At 71.1% G+C, this 22177-nt stretch carries 19 protein-coding genes and 1 riboswitch; of the genes, 10 read left to right on the top strand and 9 right to left on the bottom strand.

From position 1 onward, the window contains the following. Nucleotides 1–79 precede the first annotated feature (79 nt). The 5 genes from moeA (at nucleotide 80) to ACYVF3_RS11695 (ending at nucleotide 8063) form a co-directional block, all read left to right on the top strand. The gene (gene moeA / locus ACYVF3_RS11715) at nucleotides 80–1324 is read left to right on the top strand and encodes a molybdopterin molybdotransferase MoeA (RefSeq protein WP_461154245.1); all 1245 of its coding nucleotides are present in this window, start codon (nucleotides 80–82) and stop codon (nucleotides 1322–1324) included. A 99-nt stretch (nucleotides 1325–1423) separates the two neighbouring features. After that, the gene (locus ACYVF3_RS11710) at nucleotides 1424–3382 is read left to right on the top strand and encodes a M48 family metallopeptidase (protein ID WP_461154244.1); all 1959 of its coding nucleotides are present in this window, start codon (nucleotides 1424–1426) and stop codon (nucleotides 3380–3382) included. 701 nt (nucleotides 3383–4083) lie between these two features. Continuing rightward, entirely contained in the window at nucleotides 4084–4797 is a 714-nt protein-coding gene (locus ACYVF3_RS11705; RefSeq protein ID WP_461154243.1) for a phosphatidylserine decarboxylase, read from the top strand. Beyond that, nucleotides 4794–5726 (top strand): CDP-diacylglycerol--serine O-phosphatidyltransferase, encoded by a 933-nt coding sequence (gene pssA, locus ACYVF3_RS11700; RefSeq protein ID WP_461154242.1) that lies wholly within the window; start codon nucleotides 4794–4796, stop codon nucleotides 5724–5726. Before ACYVF3_RS11705 ends, pssA begins: the two co-directional genes overlap by 4 nt. 132 nt (nucleotides 5727–5858) lie before the next feature. Continuing rightward, nucleotides 5859–8063, top strand: coding sequence for an AAA family ATPase (locus tag ACYVF3_RS11695; protein WP_461154241.1), 2205 nt, complete (start codon nucleotides 5859–5861; stop codon nucleotides 8061–8063). Nucleotides 8064–8230: 167 nt separating this feature from the next. On the opposite strand, the gene ACYVF3_RS11690 is transcribed toward ACYVF3_RS11695, so the two are convergent. Both ACYVF3_RS11690 and ACYVF3_RS11685 read right to left on the bottom strand, forming a co-directional pair. After that, entirely contained in the window at nucleotides 8231–8896 is a 666-nt protein-coding gene (locus ACYVF3_RS11690; protein WP_461154240.1) for a LytR C-terminal domain-containing protein, read from the bottom strand. Then, nucleotides 8896–9204: a DUF3263 domain-containing protein gene (locus tag ACYVF3_RS11685; RefSeq protein ID WP_425474192.1), complete on the bottom strand. Its 309-nt coding sequence runs from the start codon at nucleotides 9202–9204 to the stop codon at nucleotides 8896–8898. Before ACYVF3_RS11685 ends, ACYVF3_RS11690 begins: the two co-directional genes overlap by 1 nt. Nucleotides 9205–9495: 291 nt before the next feature. On the opposite strand from ACYVF3_RS11685, the gene ACYVF3_RS11680 reads away from it, so the two are divergent. Together ACYVF3_RS11680 and thiC are read left to right on the top strand one after the other, a co-directional pair. After that, nucleotides 9496–10068, top strand: coding sequence for a peptide deformylase (locus ACYVF3_RS11680; RefSeq protein ID WP_461154239.1), 573 nt, complete (start codon nucleotides 9496–9498; stop codon nucleotides 10066–10068). Between the two features lie 185 nt (nucleotides 10069–10253). Next, on the top strand, nucleotides 10254–11888 hold the full coding sequence (gene thiC / locus ACYVF3_RS11675; RefSeq protein ID WP_461154238.1) for a phosphomethylpyrimidine synthase ThiC: 1635 nt from the start codon (nucleotides 10254–10256) through the stop codon (nucleotides 11886–11888). A gap of 43 nt (nucleotides 11889–11931) precedes the next feature. Here the strand turns inward: thiC and ACYVF3_RS11670 are convergent, their stop codons facing one another. After that, nucleotides 11932–12552: a Uma2 family endonuclease gene (locus tag ACYVF3_RS11670; RefSeq protein WP_461154237.1), complete on the bottom strand. Its 621-nt coding sequence runs from the start codon at nucleotides 12550–12552 to the stop codon at nucleotides 11932–11934. Between the two features lie 97 nt (nucleotides 12553–12649). On the opposite strand from ACYVF3_RS11670, the gene thiD reads away from it, so the two are divergent. Beyond that, a complete protein-coding gene (gene thiD, locus ACYVF3_RS11665) occupies nucleotides 12650–13483 on the top strand; it encodes a bifunctional hydroxymethylpyrimidine kinase/phosphomethylpyrimidine kinase (RefSeq protein ID WP_461154236.1) in 834 nt (277 codons plus the stop codon). 169 nt (nucleotides 13484–13652) lie between these two features. Further along, nucleotides 13653–15602, top strand: coding sequence for an FUSC family protein (locus ACYVF3_RS11660; protein ID WP_461154235.1), 1950 nt, complete (start codon nucleotides 13653–13655; stop codon nucleotides 15600–15602). Between the two features lie 101 nt (nucleotides 15603–15703). On the opposite strand, the gene thiG is transcribed toward ACYVF3_RS11660, so the two are convergent. The 3 genes from thiG to thiO form a co-directional block, all read right to left on the bottom strand. Beyond that, a complete protein-coding gene (thiG, locus tag ACYVF3_RS11655) occupies nucleotides 15704–16468 on the bottom strand; it encodes a thiazole synthase (protein WP_461154234.1) in 765 nt (254 codons plus the stop codon). A gap of 2 nt (nucleotides 16469–16470) precedes the next feature. Further along, entirely contained in the window at nucleotides 16471–16671 is a 201-nt protein-coding gene (thiS, locus tag ACYVF3_RS11650) for a sulfur carrier protein ThiS (protein ID WP_461154233.1), read from the bottom strand. After that, nucleotides 16668–17786, bottom strand: a complete 1119-nt coding sequence (thiO, locus tag ACYVF3_RS11645) for a glycine oxidase ThiO (RefSeq protein ID WP_461154232.1) — start codon at nucleotides 17784–17786, stop codon at nucleotides 16668–16670. Before thiO ends, thiS begins: the two co-directional genes overlap by 4 nt. Further along, nucleotides 17778–17885, bottom strand: a riboswitch (TPP riboswitch). It overlaps the preceding gene by 9 nt. Before the next feature lie 311 nt (nucleotides 17886–18196). Here thiO and thiE point away from each other — a divergent pair. Next, nucleotides 18197–18868 (top strand): thiamine phosphate synthase, encoded by a 672-nt coding sequence (gene thiE, locus ACYVF3_RS11640; protein ID WP_461154231.1) that lies wholly within the window; start codon nucleotides 18197–18199, stop codon nucleotides 18866–18868. A gap of 89 nt (nucleotides 18869–18957) precedes the next feature. Here thiE and ACYVF3_RS11635 read toward each other — a convergent pair whose 3' ends face one another. The 3 genes from ACYVF3_RS11635 to ACYVF3_RS11625 all read right to left on the bottom strand — a co-directional run bounded on the left by ACYVF3_RS11635 (nucleotide 18958) and on the right by ACYVF3_RS11625 (nucleotide 21978). Further along, nucleotides 18958–20082 carry a S1 family peptidase gene (locus tag ACYVF3_RS11635; RefSeq protein WP_461154230.1) on the bottom strand — a complete coding sequence of 375 codons (1125 nt, stop codon included), beginning with the start codon at nucleotides 20080–20082 and terminating at the stop codon, nucleotides 18958–18960. A 167-nt stretch (nucleotides 20083–20249) separates the two neighbouring features. Next, a complete protein-coding gene (locus ACYVF3_RS11630; RefSeq protein ID WP_461154229.1) occupies nucleotides 20250–21062 on the bottom strand; it encodes a hypothetical protein in 813 nt (270 codons plus the stop codon). Between the two features lie 160 nt (nucleotides 21063–21222). Beyond that, nucleotides 21223–21978, bottom strand: a complete 756-nt coding sequence (locus ACYVF3_RS11625; RefSeq protein WP_461154228.1) for a GntR family transcriptional regulator — start codon at nucleotides 21976–21978, stop codon at nucleotides 21223–21225. Between the last annotated feature and the right edge of the window lie 199 nt (nucleotides 21979–22177).

The raw sequence follows: 22177 nt of genomic DNA, 5'->3' as shown, positions 1-22177 counted from the left end.
GCTCGCCTGACCGGGCGGGCATTGTGCCACCCACCCGGGAGCGACCAATCCCACGCCGATGGCGACACGGCGGGTGCCGATGACAGATGATGCGTGCGTGTCCTCTTCCAACCCCGCGAACGAGCTGACCTCGGTGGCCGACCACGAGGCGAAGGTCGCGTCCCTGCTGACCCGCACTCCGGTCGAGACCCGCCCGCTGCAGACCTGCCTCGGCCTCGCCCTGGCGCGCGATCTGGTCGCGCCGATCCCGCTGCCGCCGTTCAGCAACTCCGCGATGGACGGCTACGCCGTTCGCTCGGTGGACCTGACCGACGCGTCCGAAGACGCACCGGTGAAGCTGCCGGTGTCCGAGGACATCCCGGCCGGGCGGGTCGACGTGCCGCCGCTGCAGCCGGGCACCGCGCACCGGATCATGACCGGCGCGCAGCTGCCGCCGGGCGCGGACGCCGTGATCCCGGTGGAACGCACCGACGGCAGCACCGAGACGGTGGCGCTGTTCGCTTCCGTCCAGCCGGGCGCGCACGTGCGGCGCGCGGGCGAGGACGTCGCGGAAGGCACGACCGTGCTCACCGCGGGCACCCGGCTCGGCGCCGCGCAGCTCGGCGTGGCCGCTGCCGTCGGCGCCGCCGAACTGCCGGTGCACCGACCCGTGCGCGTGCTGGTGCTCTCCACCGGTTCCGAGCTGGTCGCCCCCGGCGAGGAGCTGCAGAACGGGCAGATCTACGAGTCCAACGGGCTGATGCTCTCGGCCGCTGTCGAGGAGGCCGGTGGCGAGCCGACGACGCTGCGGTTCGTGCCCGACGACGTCGAGGCGTTCCACGCGGTGCTGCAGGAGCACCTCGACTCCGCCGACCTGCTGCTCACCTCGGGCGGGGTCAGCGCAGGAGCGTACGAGGTGGTCAAGGACGCCCTGGCGGGCAACGGCGTGGAGTTCACCAAGGTCGCGATGCAGCCCGGGATGCCGCAGGGCTGCGGCCGCTACCGGGACGCCTTCGCGGTGGTGACCCTGCCCGGCAACCCGGTGAGCTCGATGGTCTCGTTCGAGGTCTTCGTCCGCCCGGCGATCCTGGCCGCGGCCGGGCACACCGCGCTCGCGAGGCACCGCAGGCAGGCCGTGCTGGCCGAGCCGCTGGTCGCCCCGTCGAGCCGGAAGCAGTTCCGGCGCGGGGTCTTCGACCCGGAGACCGGCGAGGTCAGCCTGCAGGGCGCCCCGGGATCGCACCTGCTGGGCAGCCTGGCGAAGGCGAACTGCCTGCTGACGATCCCCGAGGACGTGACCGAGGTCCCCGCCGGGTCCACTGTGGACGTGGTGTTGCTGGACTAGATCAAGTCGATATCGCTTCTCACACCCTTGTTGACGGTTCGACTTTCGGTAGCGAAGACTGCGAGCTCGACCTTCCACTTCCCCTCCGGAGTTCTGCACGTGCGTGGCCCCTGGCGCGCCGCCCTGGCGCTGGCGTTGCACATCGGTTTCTTCGCCGGTTCGATCGGTCTGATCGCCGGTCTGCTGCTGATGGCGGGCATGACCTTCCGCCGCGACACCGTCGGAGGGATGAAGGTCGCCTTCGCCGCCCTCGTCGTCGGCGCGATCCTGGTGATCGGCCTGCGGGCCGTGCTGCGCAACCGGGTCCGCCCGCGCGGCGTGCCGGTGGATCGGGTCTCCCAGCCCAACCTGTGGCGGACCGTCGACCAGCTCGTCGACGCCACCGATTCCCCGCTCCCGGACGAAATCCGGATCACCTCCGAACCGGGCGTCACCGTCCGGGAGGAGACCGCCCTGCTCGGCCTGCGCACCCGCACCCGCTACCTGGAGATCGGGCTGCCGATGCTGGCGGCGCTGACCACCTCCGAGCTCGGCGCCTCGCTGGCCCACGCGGTCGGTCGCCTGACCGGCCGCAGCAGGCTCACCGTCACCGCGCACCGCGTGCTGGCCGGCGTCCAGCGGACCGTCGACGGCCTCACCGCGGGGCCCGTGAAGTGGATCTTCGCCGGTTACGCCCGGCTGTTCACGGCCATCGCCGTGACCACCACCAAGGAGCTCGTGCTCGCGGGCGACGCCGCCGCGGTGCGCGTCGCGGGCAAGCGGACAGCCGTGATGGCGCTGCGCAAGACGACCGCGATCGAGCTCGGCTGGCAGGACTACACCGCCGATTACCTGAGCCTGGCCGCCACCATCGGCCACGCCCCCGACGTCCTGCTGGGCTTCCGCAGCTTCATGGACCACCCCACCCGCAAACCCGCGCTGGCCGAACGCGCGAAGCAGGCCATCGCCGAGGAGCGCGGGGAACTGCCGGTGCGCACCAGGATCGACCTGATGAAGCGGCTCAAGGCCGCCGACAAGGAAGCCGACGAGCGCCCGGCGTTCGCGATCCTGCGCAAGCCGCGCAACGCGGTGCCGGAGCTGGAGGGCCGCCTGCTGGTGGACTCGCTCGGACCCCGGATGCCGTGGCCCGAGGTCGCCCGCCAGGCGGGCGCGACGCAGTCCGCCGAGAAGGCCGCGCAGCTCAGCGCAGCCGCCCACCAGTGCGGGCTGGGCGTGGACCCGACGATCCAGGGCGTCCTCGCCGCCATCCACCGCGGGCACGGCCGCGACCTGATCAACCCGGTGCTCAACCCGGGCCTGCACCCCTCGGAGATCGACCGGACCGCCGAGGACACCCTCACCGAGCTGCTCGGATGCACCGTCATCGACGCGCTGATCTGCGCCCGCCGAGCCCACCACGAACTCGACTGGGGCGGCCCGCTCGGGGTGCGGCTCGCCAACGGGCGACCGCTGGACCCCGACCGCCTGGTACGACCCGCGGTCGCCGACCCGCGGCTCATCCCCGGCCTGCACCGGGTGCTGGTCGACCTCGGCGTCCCGCTGCACCACACCCGCGAGCCCGCCGAGGAGCCCGAACCCGTGCTCTCCGGGATCGTCAGCCCGGTGCAGTGCTCCGGCGAGGCCTACGACCTGCTCGTCACCGACCGCGGCCTGCTGCTGCTCCCCAGCGACGCCAGCGCCGCGAAGCGCCTGCTCGCGGGCACTCTCGCCCGGCTCAGGGAGGCCGAGGAGGAACAGCTCAGCGAGCTCGCGTCGAGCCCGGTCAGCGATCTCCAGCAGCGCACCGGGGCTCAGTGGGTGGACAGCCGCGACGTGGCCGCCGCCCGGCTCGACCAGGAGAAGACCGGCTGGTCGCTGGACCTGGACCTCTACCTGGACGAGTACGCGATGTCGACGCTCGACGATCTGCGCGTGGCCTCTGGCCGCGACGACGGGGTGTCGGTGCTGACCCTGCACAGCACGGCCGACGGCGTCGAGCACGGAGATCCGTACCACGGGCTGGCCGAGCTCATGGGCGCGCGCATGGAACCGGACGAGCCCGCCCTGTCCCTGGATTGACCGCCCCACGTTCGTGAAGCCAACCGAGGGTTTGCTGACACGGAGTCACTAAATGCGTTCGCAACGTCCTCCGTTAGCGGCTACGGACAAGCTGTGAACTCAATTACACTTGAAACCGCGTCACGAACCGTTGATCAGTCCATCTCCTTCGTGTCCGCGACGGCACCCACGCTTGCCGGGTGGCTGCGGACCGCGAGAAAAGAGGGCCGTGCGCCGTCGGGGGGCGCACGGACCCGAAATCAAAGAGGCCGTTCGGCACCTACGGGGAGGCGCCGAACGGCCTCTTTGTTCTTGTGCGTGGGGCCCGGTGGTCGCTTTGCTGAGCGGTGCGGGTGGCGGAACCTGAGCGGTCCTCTGGGTCCGGGCGCCACTCCTTGAGTATGTCTATACGCGGCGTCGCGGCGTCCTCCCCAGAGGACCGCTCAGAACCCGCGGCGGTGCCGGCTGCTCGGGTGGGGTGAGGAGAAACCGGCTTCGCCGGTTGCCTGACGGTTTTGCCTTCACCCGTCCGTGTGACCCGGGGCCTTCGGGGCGGTAGCATTCCGGTTGGCGTACGTGCAGGTCAGTCGGGCTGTTCTTGATCGACTTGGCCCCCTGGCGATGGTGGGGACGAGGCGTCCGCGATGCTGTACGTCAACGGCGCAGGCAGGACTTCCGCGCCGCGCTGACATGATTTCCGACGCAGAGGCGCGACTACCTCGATGAGCAGCACCCAAGAGAGCCCGCTGGCGCACCTGATCGCGCTGGCCAAGGACACCGTTCCGCCGATGCACCCGGCGGGCAGGCCGTTCGTCATCGGCGCCGCCGTCGCGACGCTCGTGCTGCGCCGCATCTGGCGTCCGCTGGGCGTCGTGGGCGCCGTGCTCACCGCCTGGTGCGCGTGGTTCTTCCGCGAGCCCGCCCGCACCACCCCCACCCGCGCGGGCCTGGCCGTGGCCGCCGCCGACGGCGCCGTCGCGCACGTCGAGAGCGCCGTGCCGCCCGCCGAGCTGGGCTTCGGCGATCAGCCGATGACCCGCATCAGCACGTTCCTGACCATCTTCGACGTGCACGTGCAGCGCGTCCCGGTCAGCGGCAAGATCGACAAGATCGTCTACCGCCCCGGCAAGTTCCTCTCCGCGGACCTGGACAAGGCCAGCGAGGACAACGAGCGCAACTCGATGGCGATCCGCGCCGCCGACGGCACCCGCGTCGCCGTCGTGCAGATCGCCGGGCTGGTCGCGCGTCGCATCGTCTGCGAGGTCTCCGAGGGCGACAGCATCAACACCGGTGACACCTACGGCCTCATCCGGTTCGGCTCGCGCGTGGACCTCTACGTGCCCGCCGACAGCAAGGTCCTGGTCGAGCCCGGCCAGCGCACCATCGGCGGCGAAACCCCGCTCGCCGAACTTCCCGGGGGGAATCGCGACCGATGAGCATGCGGACCACCCCCGGCGTCCGGCTGCTGCCCAATGCGATCACCGTGCTCGCGATGTGCGCGGGCCTGTCCGCGATCCAGTTCGCCCTCAACGAGCAGCTGAACTTCGCGATCGGCTCCGTCGCCGTCGCCGCGGTGCTCGACGGCCTCGACGGCCGGATCGCCCGGCTGCTCGACGCGACCTCCAAGATGGGCGCGGAGCTGGACTCGCTGGCTGACGCGATGTCCTTCGGCGTGGCCCCGGCGTTGACGCTCTACGCCTGGCACATGCAGGACAACCGGGCCGGCTGGGTGGTGTCGCTGATCTTCGCGGTCTGCATGGTGCTCCGCCTCGCGCGGTTCAACACGCTGCTCGACGACGCCGAGCAGCCGCCGTTCGCCAAGGAGTTCTTCGTCGGCGTGCCCGCCCCGGCCGCCGGCCTGCTCGCGCTGCTGCCGCTCGCGCTGACCGCGCACTTCGGCTACCCGGGCTGGTGGGCCCACCAGGGCGTGGTCATGGTGTGGATGGTGCTGATCGCCGCGCTGGCGGTCAGCCGGGTGCCCACGCTGTCGCTGAAGACCGTGAAGGTGCCGCCGAAGCTCGTGGCCCCGCTGCTGGTGGGCGTCGCGCTGCTGGCCGCGCTGGTCGTGGTGTTCCCGCTGCTGTCGCTGGCCATCGCGATGGTGCTCTACCTGCTGCACGTCCCCTACGCCGTCTACCGCTACAACTGGCTGTCGCAGCACCCGGAGGCGTGGGACGCCGCTCCCCGCGAGCGCCGGGCGATCCGCCGCAGCAACCAGCGCCGCCTGGGCATCCGCCCGCCGCTGCGCCGCAGCGTGGCGGGAGCCGCGCGCCGGGTCCGCCTGCCGCGCCGCCCCACCGGACCGGGACACCCCCGCCGGAGCTGGCGTCGCCTCGAACTCCGCCGCAACCGCAACGACTACTGACCCACGGGGCAGTTTTGGTCCAAACTGTCCGGGCAAAAAGGACATTGATCATGGACGGTTCGGACCAAAACTGCCCCGTGCCGCACCGCCGCTGACCACCTCCACCCCGCGCACAGCCGCTAGGGTCGGGGTGTGGCTTCGATCAGCTTGACCGCGCGGGTCTCGACCTCCGCCCGGGACACCCGACGCGGCGTCGTGCGATTGCACCCCGAGGTGCTGGACGCCCTGGACTTGAAGCCGTGGAGCGCCGTGCGGCTGACCGGTGCGCGCGAGACCGTCGCGCTGGCCGCCGCCGCGGACCGCACGTCGCCGACCGGGTTCCTGCTGCTCGACGACGTCGCGCTGCTCAACCTCGGGGTGACCGAGGGGACCTCCGTCGCCGTCTCCCCCGCGCAGGTCGAGGCCGCCAAGCGGATCGGGATCACCGGTTCCCGGATGGCGCGGGCGACGGTGTCCGACGAGACGGCGCGCCTCGCGCTGACCGGCAAGGTCTTCTCCCGAGGTGACGCGGTGTCGCTCCTCCCCCAGGACCTCTCGCCCTCCTCCTCGTCCCGCGCGGGCGAGGTGCGCCGTCAGCTGTCGACGGCGCTCGGTCTGACCTGGACCAACGAGCTGATCACCGTCGCGTCGACCGAACCTCCCGGCGCCGTGGCCGTCCAACCGTCCACGGTGGTCGAGTGGCAGGACGGCACGACCGCCGAAACCCCTTCCCCCGCAACCGAAGAGCCGGAACCCGCGGGATCACCATCCGAGCCGCACGCCGAGGTCCCGGTCACCGATCTGGTCGGCTCGCGCGAGACCGCCCGGCGCCTGACCGAATGGCTCCGGCTGGCCTTCGACCAGCCCGAGCTGCTGCGCAGGCTCGGCGCCGAACCCCGGCTGGGCGCGCTCATCAGCGGACCGCCCGGTGTCGGCAAGGCGACTCTGGTGCGCTCGGTGTGCGCGGAGATCGGCGCGCAGCTCGTCGAAGTCTCGGCCCCCGCCATCGCCGCGCTGGAGGCGCGCACCGCCGCGAACCGCCTGCAGCAGGCCATCGACCGCGCGACCGCCGCGCCCGGCAACCGGGTCCTGCTGCTCACCGACGTCGAATCGCTGCTGCCCGAATCCGACCCGCCACCGCTGGCGACCATCGCGCTGGAAGCGATCCGCGACGCCATCGGCCATGACGCGCTGGCGGTGGTGGTCACCAGCGCGAACCCGCAGTCGGTCGATCCGCGCCTGCGCGAGCCGGGTCTGGTCGACCGCGAGCTCACCATCGGGCTGCCCGACGACACGACCCGCGCCGACCTGCTCGGCGTGCTGCTGCGCGGGGCACCCGTCGACGAGGACGTCCAGTTCGCCGAGATCGCCGAGCGCACACCGGGTTTCGTCGTCGCCGACCTGCTGGCGCTGTGCCGGGAGGCCGCACTGGGAGCCGCGCTGCGGCACCGCGACGACCCCGCCGACCCGCGCATCCGCCGCCAAGACCTGCTGGACGCGCTGACTTCGGTCCGCCCGATCTCGATGTCCACATCGGACAACCTGCAGACCGGCGGTCTCACGCTGGACGACGTCGGTGACATGACCGAGGTCAAGCAGGCCCTCACCGAGACCGTGCTGTGGCCGCTGCAGTACCCGGACTCGTTCACCCGCCTGGGAGTCGAGCCGCCGCGCGGCGTGCTGCTCTACGGTCCGCCCGGGTGCGGCAAGACCTACCTCGTGCGCGCGCTCGCGGGCAGCGGCCGTCTCAACGTGCTCACCGTCAAGGGGGCGGAGCTGATGGACAAGTGGGTCGGCGAGTCCGAACGGGCCGTCCGTGAGCTGTTCCTGCGCGCTCGGGGCGCTTCACCCGCCCTGATCTTCCTCGACGAGGTGGACGCGCTGGCGCCGCGCCGCGGGCAGTCCTCGGACTCCGGCGTCGCCGACCGCGTGGTCGCCGCCCTGCTCACCGAGCTCGACGGCGTGGAGCCGATGCGCGACGTGGTCGTCCTCGCCGCCACCAACCGGCCGGAGCTGATCGATCCCGCGCTGCTGCGCCCGGGACGCCTGGAGCGCCTCGTCTACGTCCCGCCACCGGACGCCGAAGCGCGCCGAGCGATCCTCGCGGCAGCGGCGAAGAACACCCCGCTGTCCGGCGACGTCGACCTCGCGGAACTGGCGGCAACGCTCGACGGCTACTCGGCCGCCGACTGCACGGCCCTGGTCCGCGAAGCAGCGCTCACGGCCATGCGGGAGTCGATCGCCGCGGCCGAGGTCACGGCCACCCACCTGGACACGGCCCGAGGCTCGGTACGGCCGTCGCTGGACCAGGCCCAGCTCGACACGCTCGCCGCCTACGCCGAGAACCACCAGCCCTGACAGGCCCCGGACCGAAGCCGTTTCCCCTTCCCCACCTGAGCGGCCGGCAACACCCCGCGCGCTCCGGGCGCCTTCGTGACCAGGGACCCCGGGACGGTGTGTGGGGGTGGGGAAGTTTTCATGAAAACTTCCCCACCCCCACACACCGAGCGGAAGAGACCCTCAGATCACTTCCCCGAAGAAGGACCCTTGTAGTCGTTGGTGATGATGGCGATGAGGCCCGGCGTGGCGTCCTGGATGCCGTCGAAGCGGGCCTCCACGCGCGCGCCGATCTTCGCGGCGAGCTCCGTGGCCTGGCGCTCCTCGTCGCTGCCGGGCCGGAAGTAGACCGTGGTGGTCGGGATCTTGCCCGCGGCGTAGTTGCCGACCTCGGGCACGTCGTACCCGGCCTTGCGGAGGTCTTCGGCCGCGCGGTGGGCGAGCCCCGAGATCGTCGAGTTGTTGTAGACCCGCACGATGATCTGCTCGCTGCCCTTGCCCGAGCCGACAGGGATGTCCTGCGACTGCCCCGAACCGGGCGCCTGTCCGTTGCCGGAACCCGGCTGCGGGCTCTGCGGCGGATCGACGACCGGCGGCGGCTGAACCGGGGGCGTGTCCGCGGGCGGCTGCACCGGCGGCGGTTGGACGGGCGGGACGACCGGGGACGGAGCGGGTTTCGGCGGGGACTGCACCTGCGAGGTGGGTTCCTGCGGCAGCGGCTGGGCGGTGTCCGAGGACTCGCCGGACATCAGGGTCACGGCCCCGAAGACGGCCGCGATCACGCCGACCCCGATCAATCCCAGGCCTATCAGCTTGGCCCCGCCGGGCCCGCCGGACGGTTCCCCAACACTCATCAGTGCAACTCGATTCCCAGTCGTTGAGCGGCCCTCGCGCGCTGCCGTGCCGCCCGTGCCTTGCGCAATCTCTTGATCAGCATAGGGTCCGCGCTGAACGCGGCGGGGGAATCCAGCAGCGTGTTGAGCAGTTGGTAGTACCGCGACGCGGACATGTCGAAGAGTTCCCTGATCGCGATGTCCTTCTTGCCCGAGCGCTTCCACCACTGCGCTTCGAAGGCGAGGATCCCGAGTTCGCGATCGGTCAGGGCCCGGTCGACCGGGCCGGGCTCCGGCTCCTCCTCGGGCGGGTCGACGATCCGCTCGATGGGCTGCGTGATCGGCTCGGCGAGGACCAACCGCCGGCGTTCCGGCGCCCGCTGACTTCCGTGCGTGCGCGCCAGTTGCTCGCACTGCCGGGCGATCTCCTGCGCGGTCAGCATCTGGGCGGCGTCCATCCGGCTCCTAGCTTCGCGATTCGGTCGCGGAGAATCACACTGCTGTCATTCCCAGATCAATTGAACCATGCCGTGATCTGGACGGTGAGCCGATCACACGCGGGTTTCACGCGCAAGAGCGCACCGGGGTGGCTCACCTGGGCAACCGATAGAGTCCGCGCCATGGCTGTTCACCCCATCCGCGTCTACGGCGACCCCGTTCTGCACAACCCGACCCGCCGGGTGGAGCGCTTCGACGACGAGCTGCGCGCTCTCGTCGAGGACATGTTCGAGACGATGGCCGCGGCCAACGGCGTGGGTCTGGCGGCCAACCAGATCGGTGTCGACCTGAGGTTGTTCGTCTACGACTGCCCGGACGACGAGGGCGTCCAGCACCGCGGTCTGGTGATCAACCCCGAGCTGACGACCTCGGACGTCCCGGAGACCATGCCCGACCCGGACGACGACTGGGAGGGCTGCCTGTCGGTTCCCGGTGAGTCCTACCCGACCGGCCGGGCCGGCTGGGCGAAGGCCACCGGGTCCGATGTGGACGGAAACCCGGTCGAGGTCGAGGGGACCGGCTTCTTCGCCCGGTGCCTGCAGCACGAGACCGACCACCTCGACGGCTACGTCTACCTCGACCGGCTCACCGGAAGGCACGTGCGCGCCGCGAAGAAGATGATCAAGCGCAACGAGTGGGGTGTCCCCGGCCTGAGCTGGGACCCGGCTGAAACGGGCGACCCGTTCGCCGAATGAGCCGGATGCGGCCGTACGGATGAACCTGTTGTCAACGGTCGCAACTCGCCCGTAGCCTCGGGCACTGCACAAATCAATCCGCGGGAGCTCGCACCAACACCGGGCTGAGAGGGCGGCTGGAGAGATCCGGGGCCGCCGACCGCACGAACCTGACCGGGTAATGCCGGCGTAGGGAGTGAACGGCAGTGGCCGACGTGTATCCGAACGCATCCGGAATCACCACGGGACCCATCGAGGGATCCCGAAAGGTCTTCAGCAGCACCGAATCCGGGCTGCACGTGCCGTTCCGCCGCATCGAGCTGACCAACGGTGAGCACCTCGACGTCTACGACACGTCAGGGCCGTACACCGACGACAGCACCACCGTGGACGTCCACAACGGACTTCTGCGAACGCGCGCGGGATGGCAGGACGGACGCGAGCACAACACCCAGCTGGGCTGGGCGAAGGCGGGCGCGATCACCCGCGAGATGGAGTACATCGCGCACCGCGAAGGGGTTTCGCCGGAGTTCGTGCGCGACGAGGTCGCCTCGGGACGTGCGGTGATCCCGGCGAACCGGTGCCACCCGGAGAGCGAGCCGATGATCATCGGCAAGAACTTCCTGGTCAAGGTCAACGCCAACATCGGCAACTCCGCGGTCACCTCCTCGGTCGAGGAGGAGGTGGAGAAGATGGTGTGGGCCACCCGCTGGGGCGCCGACACCGTCATGGACCTGTCCACCGGCAAGCGCATCCACGAGACCCGCGAGCGCATCCTGCGCAACTCCCCCGTGCCGATCGGGACCGTGCCGATCTACCAGGCGCTGGAGAAGGTCGGCGACCCGGCCGACCTGACCTGGGAGATCTACCGGGACACGGTGATCGAGCAGTGCGAGCAGGGCGTCGACTACATGACCGTGCACGCGGGCGTGCTGCTGCGCTACGTCCCGCTGACCGCTCAGCGCGTGACCGGGATCGTCTCGCGCGGCGGGTCGATCATGGCGGCCTGGTGCCTTGCGCACCACCGGGAGAGCTTCCTCTACACCCACTACAGCGAGCTGTGCGAGATCCTGCGCGCCTACGACGTGACGTTCTCGCTGGGTGACGGCCTGCGCCCCGGCTCGATCGCCGACGCCAACGACCGCGCCCAGTTCGCCGAGCTGGAAACCCTCGGCGAGCTCACCCACATCGCCCGCGAGCACGACGTGCAGGTGATGATCGAGGGGCCCGGCCACGTGCCGATGGACAAGATCGCGGAGAACGTGCGGCTGGAGGAGGAGCTGTGCGGTGAGGCGCCGTTCTACACGCTCGGCCCGCTGACCACCGACATCGCACCCGCCTACGACCACATCACCTCCGGCATCGGCGCGGCGATGATCGCCCAGGCCGGCACGGCGATGCTCTGCTACGTCACGCCCAAGGAGCACCTCGGCCTGCCGAACCGGGACGACGTCAAGACCGGCGTGATCACCTACAAGATCGCCGCGCACGCCGCCGACCTGGCCAAGGGCCACCCGCGCGCCCAGGAGCGGGACGACGCGCTGTCCACCGCGCGCTTCGAGTTCCGCTGGACCGACCAGTTCAACCTGTCCCTGGACCCGGACACCGCACGCTCCTTCCACGACGAGACGCTGCCCGCGGAACCGGCGAAGACCGCGCACTTCTGCTCCATGTGCGGCCCGAAGTTCTGCTCCATGAAGATCACCCAGGACGTCCGCAAGTACGCCGAGGAGCACGGCCTGACCAGCGTGGAAGCGATCGAGGCCGGTATGGCGGAGAAGTCCGAGGAGTTCACCCGCACCGGCGGCGAGGTATACCTGCCCCTCTCCGCCCGCGACTGATCGGAGGCTGGGGGTGGCTCCGCCGGAGTCGCCCCCAGCGCCGTCAGAACTCGTCGGTGGGGATCGTCAGGTCGAACGGCGCCGGGAGCTCGATCAGCTTGCCGAACGGGAAGAGTTCGCGCTTGCGGTAGATCCCGTCCTGCGGTTGCGAGTGCAGCAGGGCTGCCTGGCCGTCTCCCGCGAATCGGTCGATCACCAGGTAGAGCGGAACCTCACCATGCCCGCACACCCGCAGCTTCTCCTCGCGGTCGACCTCGGCATCGCGCTTCGAAGTGATCTCGGCGACGAGCAGCACGCGGTCGACCGGTACGGGCGTCGAATCGTCCCCACCCGGCAGGTCGCCGAACGGGATCACCGCGATGTCCGGGACGAGCACGCTCCTCCGGTGCGGTATCGCGACACCAGCCCTCTGAAAGACCCCCCACTCCTCGGGAATCGCGCGGTCCAACGCACGCTGGGCACGAGCGGCGATCGCGTGGTGCGGCCATCCCGGCGGCGGCCTCATGACGATCGTCTCCTCGACGATCTCCGTACGCCAAGCCTTGTCCGGCGGATCTGCGGTCCGCCAGATCTGCACCAACTCGTCCCACGTCGAACAGGATCGCCCCGGAACAGCAGCCACGCGATCACCCCTTGCTCTTTTCTCGTCACGCACAGTACTCATCACCTCTGTCGGAGTCGCGTTCGACCTGGTCACGAAGCTGGTCAGACGTCAGCAGCTACGCGATACCGGGGATCACGGGCCACGTAGCATTCGGGGAATGCACGAGAGCACCGCCCCGCCCACCGCGCTGACCATCGCCGGATCGGACTCCGGCGGCAGCGCCGGCATGCACGCCGACCTGCGGACCTTCTTCGCCTGCGGGGTGCACGGCATGACCGCCGTGACGGCGGTGACCGTGCAGAACACCGTGGGCGTGACGGGCCTGGTGGAGATCCCTCCGGAGACGGTGGCCGCGCAGATCGACGCGGTCGCCTCCGACATCGGCGTGGGCGCGGCCAAGACCGGTGTGCTGGCCTCGGCCGCCACCATCGACGCCGTCCTGGAGGCCTGCGACCGGCACGCGATCGGCCGGGGCGGCCGGACGCCGTTCGTGGTGGACCCGGTGGCCGCCTCGCGCAGCGGTGAGCCGCTGCTGCGCCCGGACGCGCTCGACGCGCTGCGCCACCGGGCGTTCCCGCGGGCCACGCTGGTCACGCCCAACCTCGACGAGGTGCGGCTGCTCACCGGCATCGACGCCCGCACCCGCGGCGACCTGCTGGACGCCGCCAAGGCGATCCACGACTTCGGCCCGGAGTGGGTGCTGATCAAGAGCGGGCACCTGCCCGACGACCCCGAGTGCGTCGACCTGCTCTTCGACGGCGCCGAGGCCCTGGAGCTGCCGGGCCCGCGCTACGCCACCGAGCACACGCACGGCGCGGGCGACGTGTTCGCCTCGGCGATCACCGCCGCGCTCGCCAAGGGCGCGTCGATGCCGGACGCGGTGCGCGGCGGCAAGCGGTTCGTGACCCGCAGCGTCGCCGACGCCTACCCGCTGGGCTCGGGCGTGGGGCCGGTCTCGACCTTCTGGCGGATCAGTCCTCGGTCGTACTGACCAATCAATTGAGTGATTCTCGCCAGCACCCTGTAACCCGATAGGTGCTACTCGTCGACATAAGTTCGAGAGGCGCGTAATTCCAGGCGCGGAGCCTGGAGGCGTGGCGAGGGAAACAGGGGTATGCGAGAGCGTGGCTAGAGCGGTGTTGACAAGGGCGCGGGGATGGATGGCCACCGAGGCGGGCGCACCGGATCCCCGGCAGCGGCAGTACGTGCTGCTGGTGGTGGCCGCCGTGATCGCCGGAACGTTCGTCGGCTGGTACTTCGAGCTGCAGACCCCGGTGCTGCTGGGGGCGCTGACCACCGTGCTCGCGCTGACCGCCACCAGCGGTCAGGCGCTGCGCTCCGACCTGCGCAGGTTCGTGTGGCTGACGCCCGCGCTGGTGCTGATGATGGCGGTCGGACCCATGCTGACCAAGGTCCCGGTGCTGGCCGGGCTCGCCGTGGCGGTCGTGGTGTTCGGCACCGGGATGCTGCCCGCGCTGGGTGAGCACTACCGCATCGGCGGGCAGATCTTCGCCGCCGCCACGCTGGTGACCACCACGACCGGCATCGGCAACGACCAGCCGTTCCTCGTCCTGCTGGCCTCGACCGTCGCGGGTGGCCTGTTCGCGCTGCTGCTGCGGGTGATCACCGGGGTCGCCGATCCCGGTCACGCGACCCGCGTCGCGGTCGCCCGGACGCTGCTGGTCCCCGGCCCCGGCGTGCTCGAATCCGCCGCGGGCGCTTGGCGTTCCGACGGCTCCAGCACGTGGCTCGGGCAGGTGCTGGCCGGCGCCGCCCGGTTCCGCGCCGCCCGCGAAACGCTGCTCGCGCAGGCCCAGCAGAGCGACCGGATCGAGGCCGAGCGGCTGCGCGAGATCGTCGCCGAAGCCGACCGCGTCGCCGCCGAGCTCGCCCGCGCGATCCGCTCCCGCGCCTGCACCGGACTTCCGATGGTGGCCCGCCGCGACCCCGCGCAGGCGGTCGTGGCCCGCGGCGGCCGGCAGGACCTGCCCGACGCCGTCGCCGGCGTGAACCAGGGTCTGGACCGGATCCGCGCCGCGGTGGTCTCCCGCGACGAGCGCCCGGTCCCGCCGCCCGAGGAGGGCGCGCTGCAGGAGCGGCTGCGGGGCGCCGTGCGCGCCCACCTGTCATTCCGGTCCTCGCTGTTCCGGCACGCTCTGCGCTGCACCCTGGCGGTCGCCGTCGGCATGGTGATCGTGCTGCTGCTGCGCGATCCGTCGGCGTCGAGCCTGCTGCTCGCCCTGTACGTGGTGCTGGCTCCTGCCGCGCGCGACAGCATGACGGGCGCGCTGGAACGCACCGGTGGTGCGGTCCTCGGCGTGACAGCGCTGGCCATCCTGATCACCCTGCTGCCCGGCGCCTACCTGCTGATCCCGCTGGTCATCGGCGGGATGCTGCTGAACATGCCCAGGCTGCGCGCCGAGTACCAGGCGGTCCTGGGCTGCCTGATCGTGATCACCGTGGTCGACCAGGCCATGGCGCTGGACCGCCCGCTGGTCAACGTCGGCATCAGCTTCGCGGCGAACACGGCGGTCGGCGCCGCGATCGCGCTGATCGTCGGGTACGTGAGCTACCTGGTGCTGCCCAGCAGCATCGTGCCGGACGTGCGCGGCGCCATCCGCTCCACGGTCTGGTCGGTGTCGGAGCTGCTGCGCAGCGTCCGCGCCTCCGGCCAGGGAGCGGACCTGCCGAAGGCGTTGCAGGCGGCGAACGTGCTCGCGCTGCGCCGGACCCAGGACCTGCTGGGCATGCCCGCGCTGCTGGACGGCACGGGTGAGGAGACCGACGACAACCACGCGACCCGCGCCGCCGCGATCGCGCTCGACGCGCTGCGCCAGGACGTCGCCACGCTGGCCTTCCGGCCCGCCGAGGAGCGCAAGGTCGCGGTGCCCGCGCTGCGCTCGGTCGACGACCTGCTGGGCGGGAAGTCCACGGCGAAGATCCCCGACATCCCGGCGAGCGGCGCCCCGGCCTCCGAGCTCCTGGCGAGCTCCCTGGTCGAGAACGCCCTGCACGCCCGCCAGGCCATCGACCGCACCTTCGGCTACGACAACCCGTGGAAGAGCTACACGATCAGCTTCGTCCGCCCCGAACGCCTCCACATCCGCTGACCGGTCGCCAGGGTGGCTGGTCCCCCAATTTCTTAAGTATTTGAGGGTCACCCGGGTGACGTGCAAATACTTAAGAAATTGGGGGACCACGCGACCGGGGGTCAGCTCGTGGGGGTGCCTGGGCTGGAGGCTTGGGCCCAGAAGCGTTGGGGGATCCTGCCCGCTTGGGAGGCCAAGCGGCCGGCTTCGACGGCGCTGCGCATCGCCGTGGCCATGCGCTCCGGGTCCTGGGCGCGGGTGACCGCGGTGGCCAGGAGGACCGCCGAGCAGCCGAGCTCCATCGCCAGGGCGGCGTCGGAGGCCGTGCCGATGCCCGCGTCGAGGACGATCGGGACCTGGGCGCGGGAGACGATCATCTCGATGTTGTGCGGGTTGCGGATGCCCAGGCCGGTGCCGATGGGCGAGCCCAGCGGCATGACGGCGGCGCACCCGACCTCCTCCAGCTTCAGCGCCAGCACCGGGTCGTCGTTGGTGTAGGCGAGGACCACGAAGCCCTGGTCCACCAGCTGCTCCGCGGCGTCGAGGAGCTCGACCGGATCGGGCAGCAGGGTGTCCTCGTCGGCCACCACCTCCAGCTTGACCCAGTTCGTGCCCAGGGCCTCGCGGGCGAGCTGGGCGGTGAGCACGGCCTCGGCCGCTGTGCGGCAGCCCGCGGTGTTGGGCAACGCCTCGATGCCGAGCTTGCGCAGCAGGTCGAGCACGCCGGTGCCGCCGCCGGCATCGGCCCTTCGCATCGCGACGGTGGTCAGCTCGGTGCCGGAGGCGATCAGCGCGCGCTCCAGGACCGCGAGGTTGTTGGCCCCGCCGGTCCCGGTGATCAGGCGCGAACCGAACTCCCGACCTGCGATCACCAATGGGTCGTCCACGGTCACCCTCCTTGCACTGCGGTGAGGATCTCGATGGCGGCGCCGGCGTGCAGCACCGTGCTGGGCCAGGACGCGCGCGGCACCACCGCGCCGTCGACCGCCGCGGCCACGCCTCGTTCCGGCACGCCGAAGTCGTCCAGCACCGACGCGAGCGTGGCGTCGGGACCGACGTCCCGCGCGTTGCCGTTGATCACGACGTTCACTGCATTCCTCCCAAGCGGCTCGGATCGGTGGCCTTGATGAGCGGTTCCGGTTCTTCGCCGCGCAGCAGCGCCAGCACGGCGTCGACCGTCACCGGGGTGAGCAGGAAACCACCGCGGTGGTGACCGGTCGCGGCGAGCACCCCGGGCTCCAGCCAGCCGATCACCGGCAGGTTGTCGGTCGTGCTCGGGCGCAGGCCCGCGGTGGCCTCGACGAGCGCGTACTCGGCGATCCCCGGCATCACGGTCTCGGCGTCGGCGAGCAGGTCGCGGACGCCGCCCGCGGTGACCTCGGTGTCGAAGCCGACCTCGTGCTGGGTGGCGCCGAGCACCACTCCCCCGTCGTCGCGCGGCACCAGGTAGCAGGGCCGGCCGTGCACGGGTCCGCGCACGGTGCGGGTCGGCGGCGGTAACGCGGTGGCTCGTCGGCGCAGCCGCAGGATCTCGCCCTTGACCGGGCGGATCTTCCCGGTCAGCGCCGGGTGCAGCGACGCCGAGTGCGCGCCTGCGGAGATCACCGCGACATCGCACTCCACAGTGGACTCGGTGAGCTCCACGACGCCGGGCCGGACCCGTTCCGCGCGTTCCCGCACGAATTCGACGCCCGCCGCCTCGGCGGCAGCCAGCAGCGCGGCCAGCGCGAGCCTGTTGTCCACCGCGAGATCGCCGGGCACCTCCAGCCCGCCGCGCACCGCGGGCCCCAGCGACGGTTCCCGCTTGCGCAGCTCGCGGCTCGTGAGCTTGGTGACGCTGCGGCCCAGGCCGGCGAGGTAGCCGGCGACGGTGTCGAGCTCCGCGCGGTCGGCCCCGTCGATGCCGATCATCAGCGTGCCCTCGGTGCGCAGACCGGACGGCAGGCCCGAGGCGCGACCGAGCCGGTCGGCGAACTCCGGCCAGCGGTTCAACGACGTCGAGCCGAGTTCGAGCAGCTCCTCCTCGCCGGGCCACGCCTCGGCGAGAGGCGCCAGCATCCCGCCCGCGACGTGCGAGGCACCGGAGGCCGGCGCCGGGTCGACCAGGCTCACCCGGTTCCCGGCGGCAGCGGCCCGCCAGGCCACCGACAGGCCGACGACTCCGCCGCCCACGACGGCGACGTGATCGGTTCGATTCTCAGACAATTCCACGCTCCCTGCGCCGGCATGACCCGGATCAGGTTCGACGGTCGGAGCCCTGCGCTCCCTCTCAGCCCGGCCCGCCGGGCTCCCGTGCTCACCACGCTCCACCGTACCCGTCCGCAGATCACGACGTCAGCAGCTGGTCGGCCACGACCTGCCGCCCGGCACCGCCGGGGAAGCGACCGCGAAACAGGCCTTAGGAGTCGTTTCAGAAAGCGGCGGAGCCGTTGCCTCAGGTGTGGGACTCAGCCGGCACCGCCGCGGGTTCTCACACGTCGTCTGGGCGAGGACGACACGACGCCGTGTATTGGCATACATCAGTCGTGGCGCCCGGAGCCCAGGCGGCGTGTGAGGTTCCGCCACCCGCACCGCCAAGCAAAGTGAGTCTGCAAGAACCCCTTAGGCTGGGAGGCATGCCTGGATTGGACGGCTTCGGCATCCGCGCACGCCTCGCCGACGCGAAGTTGTACCTCTGCACCGACGCCCGAAGCGAGCGAGGTGATCTCGCGGACTTCGCCGACGCCGCGCTCAGCGGCGGTGTCGACATCATCCAGCTCCGCGACAAGGACCCGCACGGCTCTCCGCTGGAGGCCCGGCAGGAGCTGGCCGCGCTGGAGGTGCTGGCCGAGGCGTGCGTGCGGCACGGCGCGCTGCTCGCGGTCAACGACCGCGCGGACATCGCGATGGCCGCCGAGGCCGACGTGCTGCACCTGGGCCAGGACGACCTGCCCGTCGACGTCGCCCGCCGCGTGGTGGGCGACGACGTGGTGATCGGCCGGTCCACGCACGACGCCGCCCAGGCCCACGCCGGCGCGACCGAGCGCGGTGTGGACTACTTCTGCACGGGCCCGGTGTGGACGACGCCGACCAAGCCCGGGCGTCCCGCCGCAGGCATCGACCTGGTCCGGCGCACCGCCGAGCACGGGGGGCACGGACGTCCGTGGTTCGCCATCGGCGGCATCGGTGCCGACAACCTCGGCGAGGCCGTCGAGGCGGGTGCGGAGCGCATCGTGGTGGTCCGCGCGATCACCGAGGCCGAGGACCCCGCGGCGGCAGCCCGCGACCTGCGCGCGCGACTTCCCTGAGCACGACGCCGACGACCCCCGGGACCGATGATCCCGGGGGTCGTCGTGCTGCGTGAGGTGGCGCTCCCGCTGGGAACCGCCACCGAGGATCACTGGGTGACCAGCGAGACCCCGTAGGCCGACAGCGCTTCACCGACGGGCTGGAAGTAGGTCGTGCCACCGCTGGTGCAGTCGCCCGAACCGCCCGAGGTCATACCCTGGGCCTGGTCGCCCGCGATGAACGAGCCACCGGAGTCGCCCGGCTCGGCGCAGACGTCGGTGCGGGTCAGGCCCTCGACGGTGCCCTGCTCGTACTGCACGGACTGGTTCTTGGCCTCGACCGTGCCGCAGTGCCAGCCGGTGGTCGAACCGGAGCGGCAGATCGACGCGCCCTCGGAGGCCTCGGACGAACCGGCGACACCGACCGTGCCACCGCTGTAGTCGTTGACGGCGCCCACCGGGGTGTCGTCGTCGCCGGTCGAGATGTAGGAGTAGTCGTCACCCGGGAAGGACGAGCCCTCGAAGGTGCCGCTGGGCTCGGTGGTGGTGTCGCCGGAACCACCGCAGTGGCCGGCGGAGACGAACCCACCATCCACGGCGAAACCGACGGAGCAGCGAGCGCCGCTACCGATGTAGTAGGCGTTGCCGCCGACCACGTCCATCAGGGTCCGGGGCTGCTCCTGCGACTCGACGACCTTGACCGCGTCGGCCGGAGCGCCCGCGGCCTGCGCGAACTGCGCGGCCTCGGCGGCGGCACCCGGCTTGACGGTGACGACGACGGCGTTCTGCTTGCCGCTGGCGTACCAGCCGGTGACGCTCTTCGGGGCCTGCGCCTTGCCTGCGTTGAGACCGTCGACGACGCCGTTGAGCTGCTTGACGCTGAAGGCCACCTGGCGGACCTCGGCACCGGCCGCGCGGACCTGCTCGGAGCGGGCGGCGTCAGTCACGCCGACCACGAGCTTGCCGGTCGCGGAGTCGAAGTAGGCACCGCCGAAGGAGTCCGCTAACGCGTCGCGCAACGTGCTCTCAGTGCGCTGCGCCGCGGATTCGAGCTTGAGCCGGTCGAGGGCCTGCACCTCGGTGAGGCCGAGGTCGCGCTGCATCGCCTCGAGCAGCGTCCCCGCCACCGGAGCGGCGGTGGGCGCGGTGGCGGTGGCCGGCATGGTCAGTGCGGCAACCGTTCCCGCGGTGACCAGAACGGTCCCGGCAATGCGAGCCGCGAGTCTGCTTTTCATCTCGTGTCTCCCTTGTAGTGACCTGATCTCTCAAGGCCCCGTCGCCGGTCCAGTATCAGATCTTCTCAGGGAAATCACATCCAGCTTTTAGCGCAATGTGCGCAAAACAACTCCGAACAGTCGTTGATCATTAGCTCGATTCCCGATCATTTCACCGTTTTTCGCATTTATCCGGGAAGTGGTCCCGGGACCGTCGACTCGGGAGTCAGCTGCGCGGTCGAGGATGGCGTTGCGGGCGAACCGGTTTCGCTCGGCGACGGGCTGGGCGACTGCTCGCTGGGCCGGGCCTGCTCGCTGCTTGTCGGCGGAGCGGAAGGTTCCGTCGTGGACTTCTCGCTGGTCGGGGCCGGTTCGCCGACCGTGGGCTCGGCAGGTTCGGTCTCGATCGGAGCCTGCGGCGCCGGCCTGAAGACCTGACCGAGCGTCGTCCCGTCGTCACCGCCCGAGAGCGGGCGTCCGGTGACGCCCTCGAAGCCGGTCACCAGCAGCATGCTCACCGCGAACACCGCCGAGCAGGTCGCGCCGACCAAGGTCCAGCGACCCCACCTGCGGCGCGGCACCGGCGGTGAGAGCACGGTCCGGGCCTCCCGCTGGACGAGCTCGGTCGCCGGCTCCTCGACGGCTTCGCCGCCGGGCCATTGCAAACCGCTGACCTGGAGCTTCCGCGTCGCCGCCTCGGTCCGGGCGTGCCCCGGCGGGATGCGGCGCTGCCGCAGCACCGACGCCCTGGCCGCGGCGACCACGGCCTTCTCCTTGGTCTTCTCGATCGACCGCTGGTAGAGCGCGCCGCCGACGGTGATGATCACGCTGGTCAGAGCAGCACCCACCACGGTCCCGGCGACGCCCAGCCGCGAACCCAGGAACGCGGCGGTGACCGACGCCAGCGCCGCGCCACCGACCTGGGCCGGTGAGACCTGGGTCTTCTTCTCGCTCTGCTTCTCCGGCTGATCTTCAGCCGAATCCGCGCCGCCCCTTGCCATTTCCCTCACACACGCAATAGGAGTCGCTCATCTCCCACTGCCAACGCGCGTGCCGGGCCGGTTTTCTCCGCGGCACCCGTTTTCGTGAGGACTCCCACGACGTGTAACGAAAATCGGTGTCACTGCGCGAAAAGGCGACTGCGCACCGTCATGTCGCGAATCAAGCGGGCGGATTGAGCCTGGCGACGAACTTGTAGCGATCTCCGCGGTAGATCGAGCGGACCCATTCGACGGGACGGCCCTCGGTGTCGAAGGAGTGCCGGGACAGCAGCAGCATCGGCAACCCGACGTCGGAGCCGAGGAGCTCGGCCTCCTCCGGGCTGGCCAGCGCGGTCTCGATGGTCTCCTCGGCGTGGCCGAGCTCGACGTCGAAGCTCTCCCGCAGCACCTGGTACAGCGAACCACCGGACTCCAGCTGCGCGGTCAGGCCGCGGAACCGGGCGAGCGGCAGGTGGGTGGTCTCTATGGCCATCGGCTCGGCGTCGGCCAGCCGCAGCCGGCGCAGGCGCAGCACGGCGGAACCGGCCTTGGTGCCCAGCAGCACCGCGAGCTCCTCGTCGGCGGCCTCCTCGACGACCTCCAGCAGCCGGGAGGTGGGCTGCCTGCCCTGGGCCCGCATGTCCTCGGTGTAGGAGGACAGCTGGAGCCGCTGGGCGACCTTGGGCTTGGCGGCGAAGGTGCCCTTGCCCTGCACGCGGAGCAACCGCCCCTCGACGGTCAGCTCGGCCAGCGCCTGGCGGACGGTGGTGCGCGAGACGTCGAACTCGGAGGCCAGCGACCGCTCGGTCGGGATCGGCGAACCGGGCGGCATCGATCGCAGCAGGTCGAGGAGGTGCTGCTTGAGCCCCCAGTACTTCGGTTCCCGCGGCGCGCGCCCCTGCGAATCCGCCCCGCCGGACACGGTCGTGTCGAGCATCGTTCCTCCTACCCGCCGCAGCCTGACCACCGAGCATGCCCGACAGCGCGGCCGCGCGGAACGCGTCTCCGGCAGGTCGTGCGCACTGATCAATTCAGACTTTGGTGTGCGAGCACACTAACGCCGATTCCTGTTGACAATGAGTGTCGCTCACCACGATCCGTGACGCCCCGGCGGTCGCCGGGAAGCCGACCATCGG

The organism is Saccharopolyspora tripterygii (genome assembly GCF_054778355.1).
Note: the sequence above shows the minus strand (reverse complement) of the source record. Positions and strands in the feature narration are given on the sequence as shown.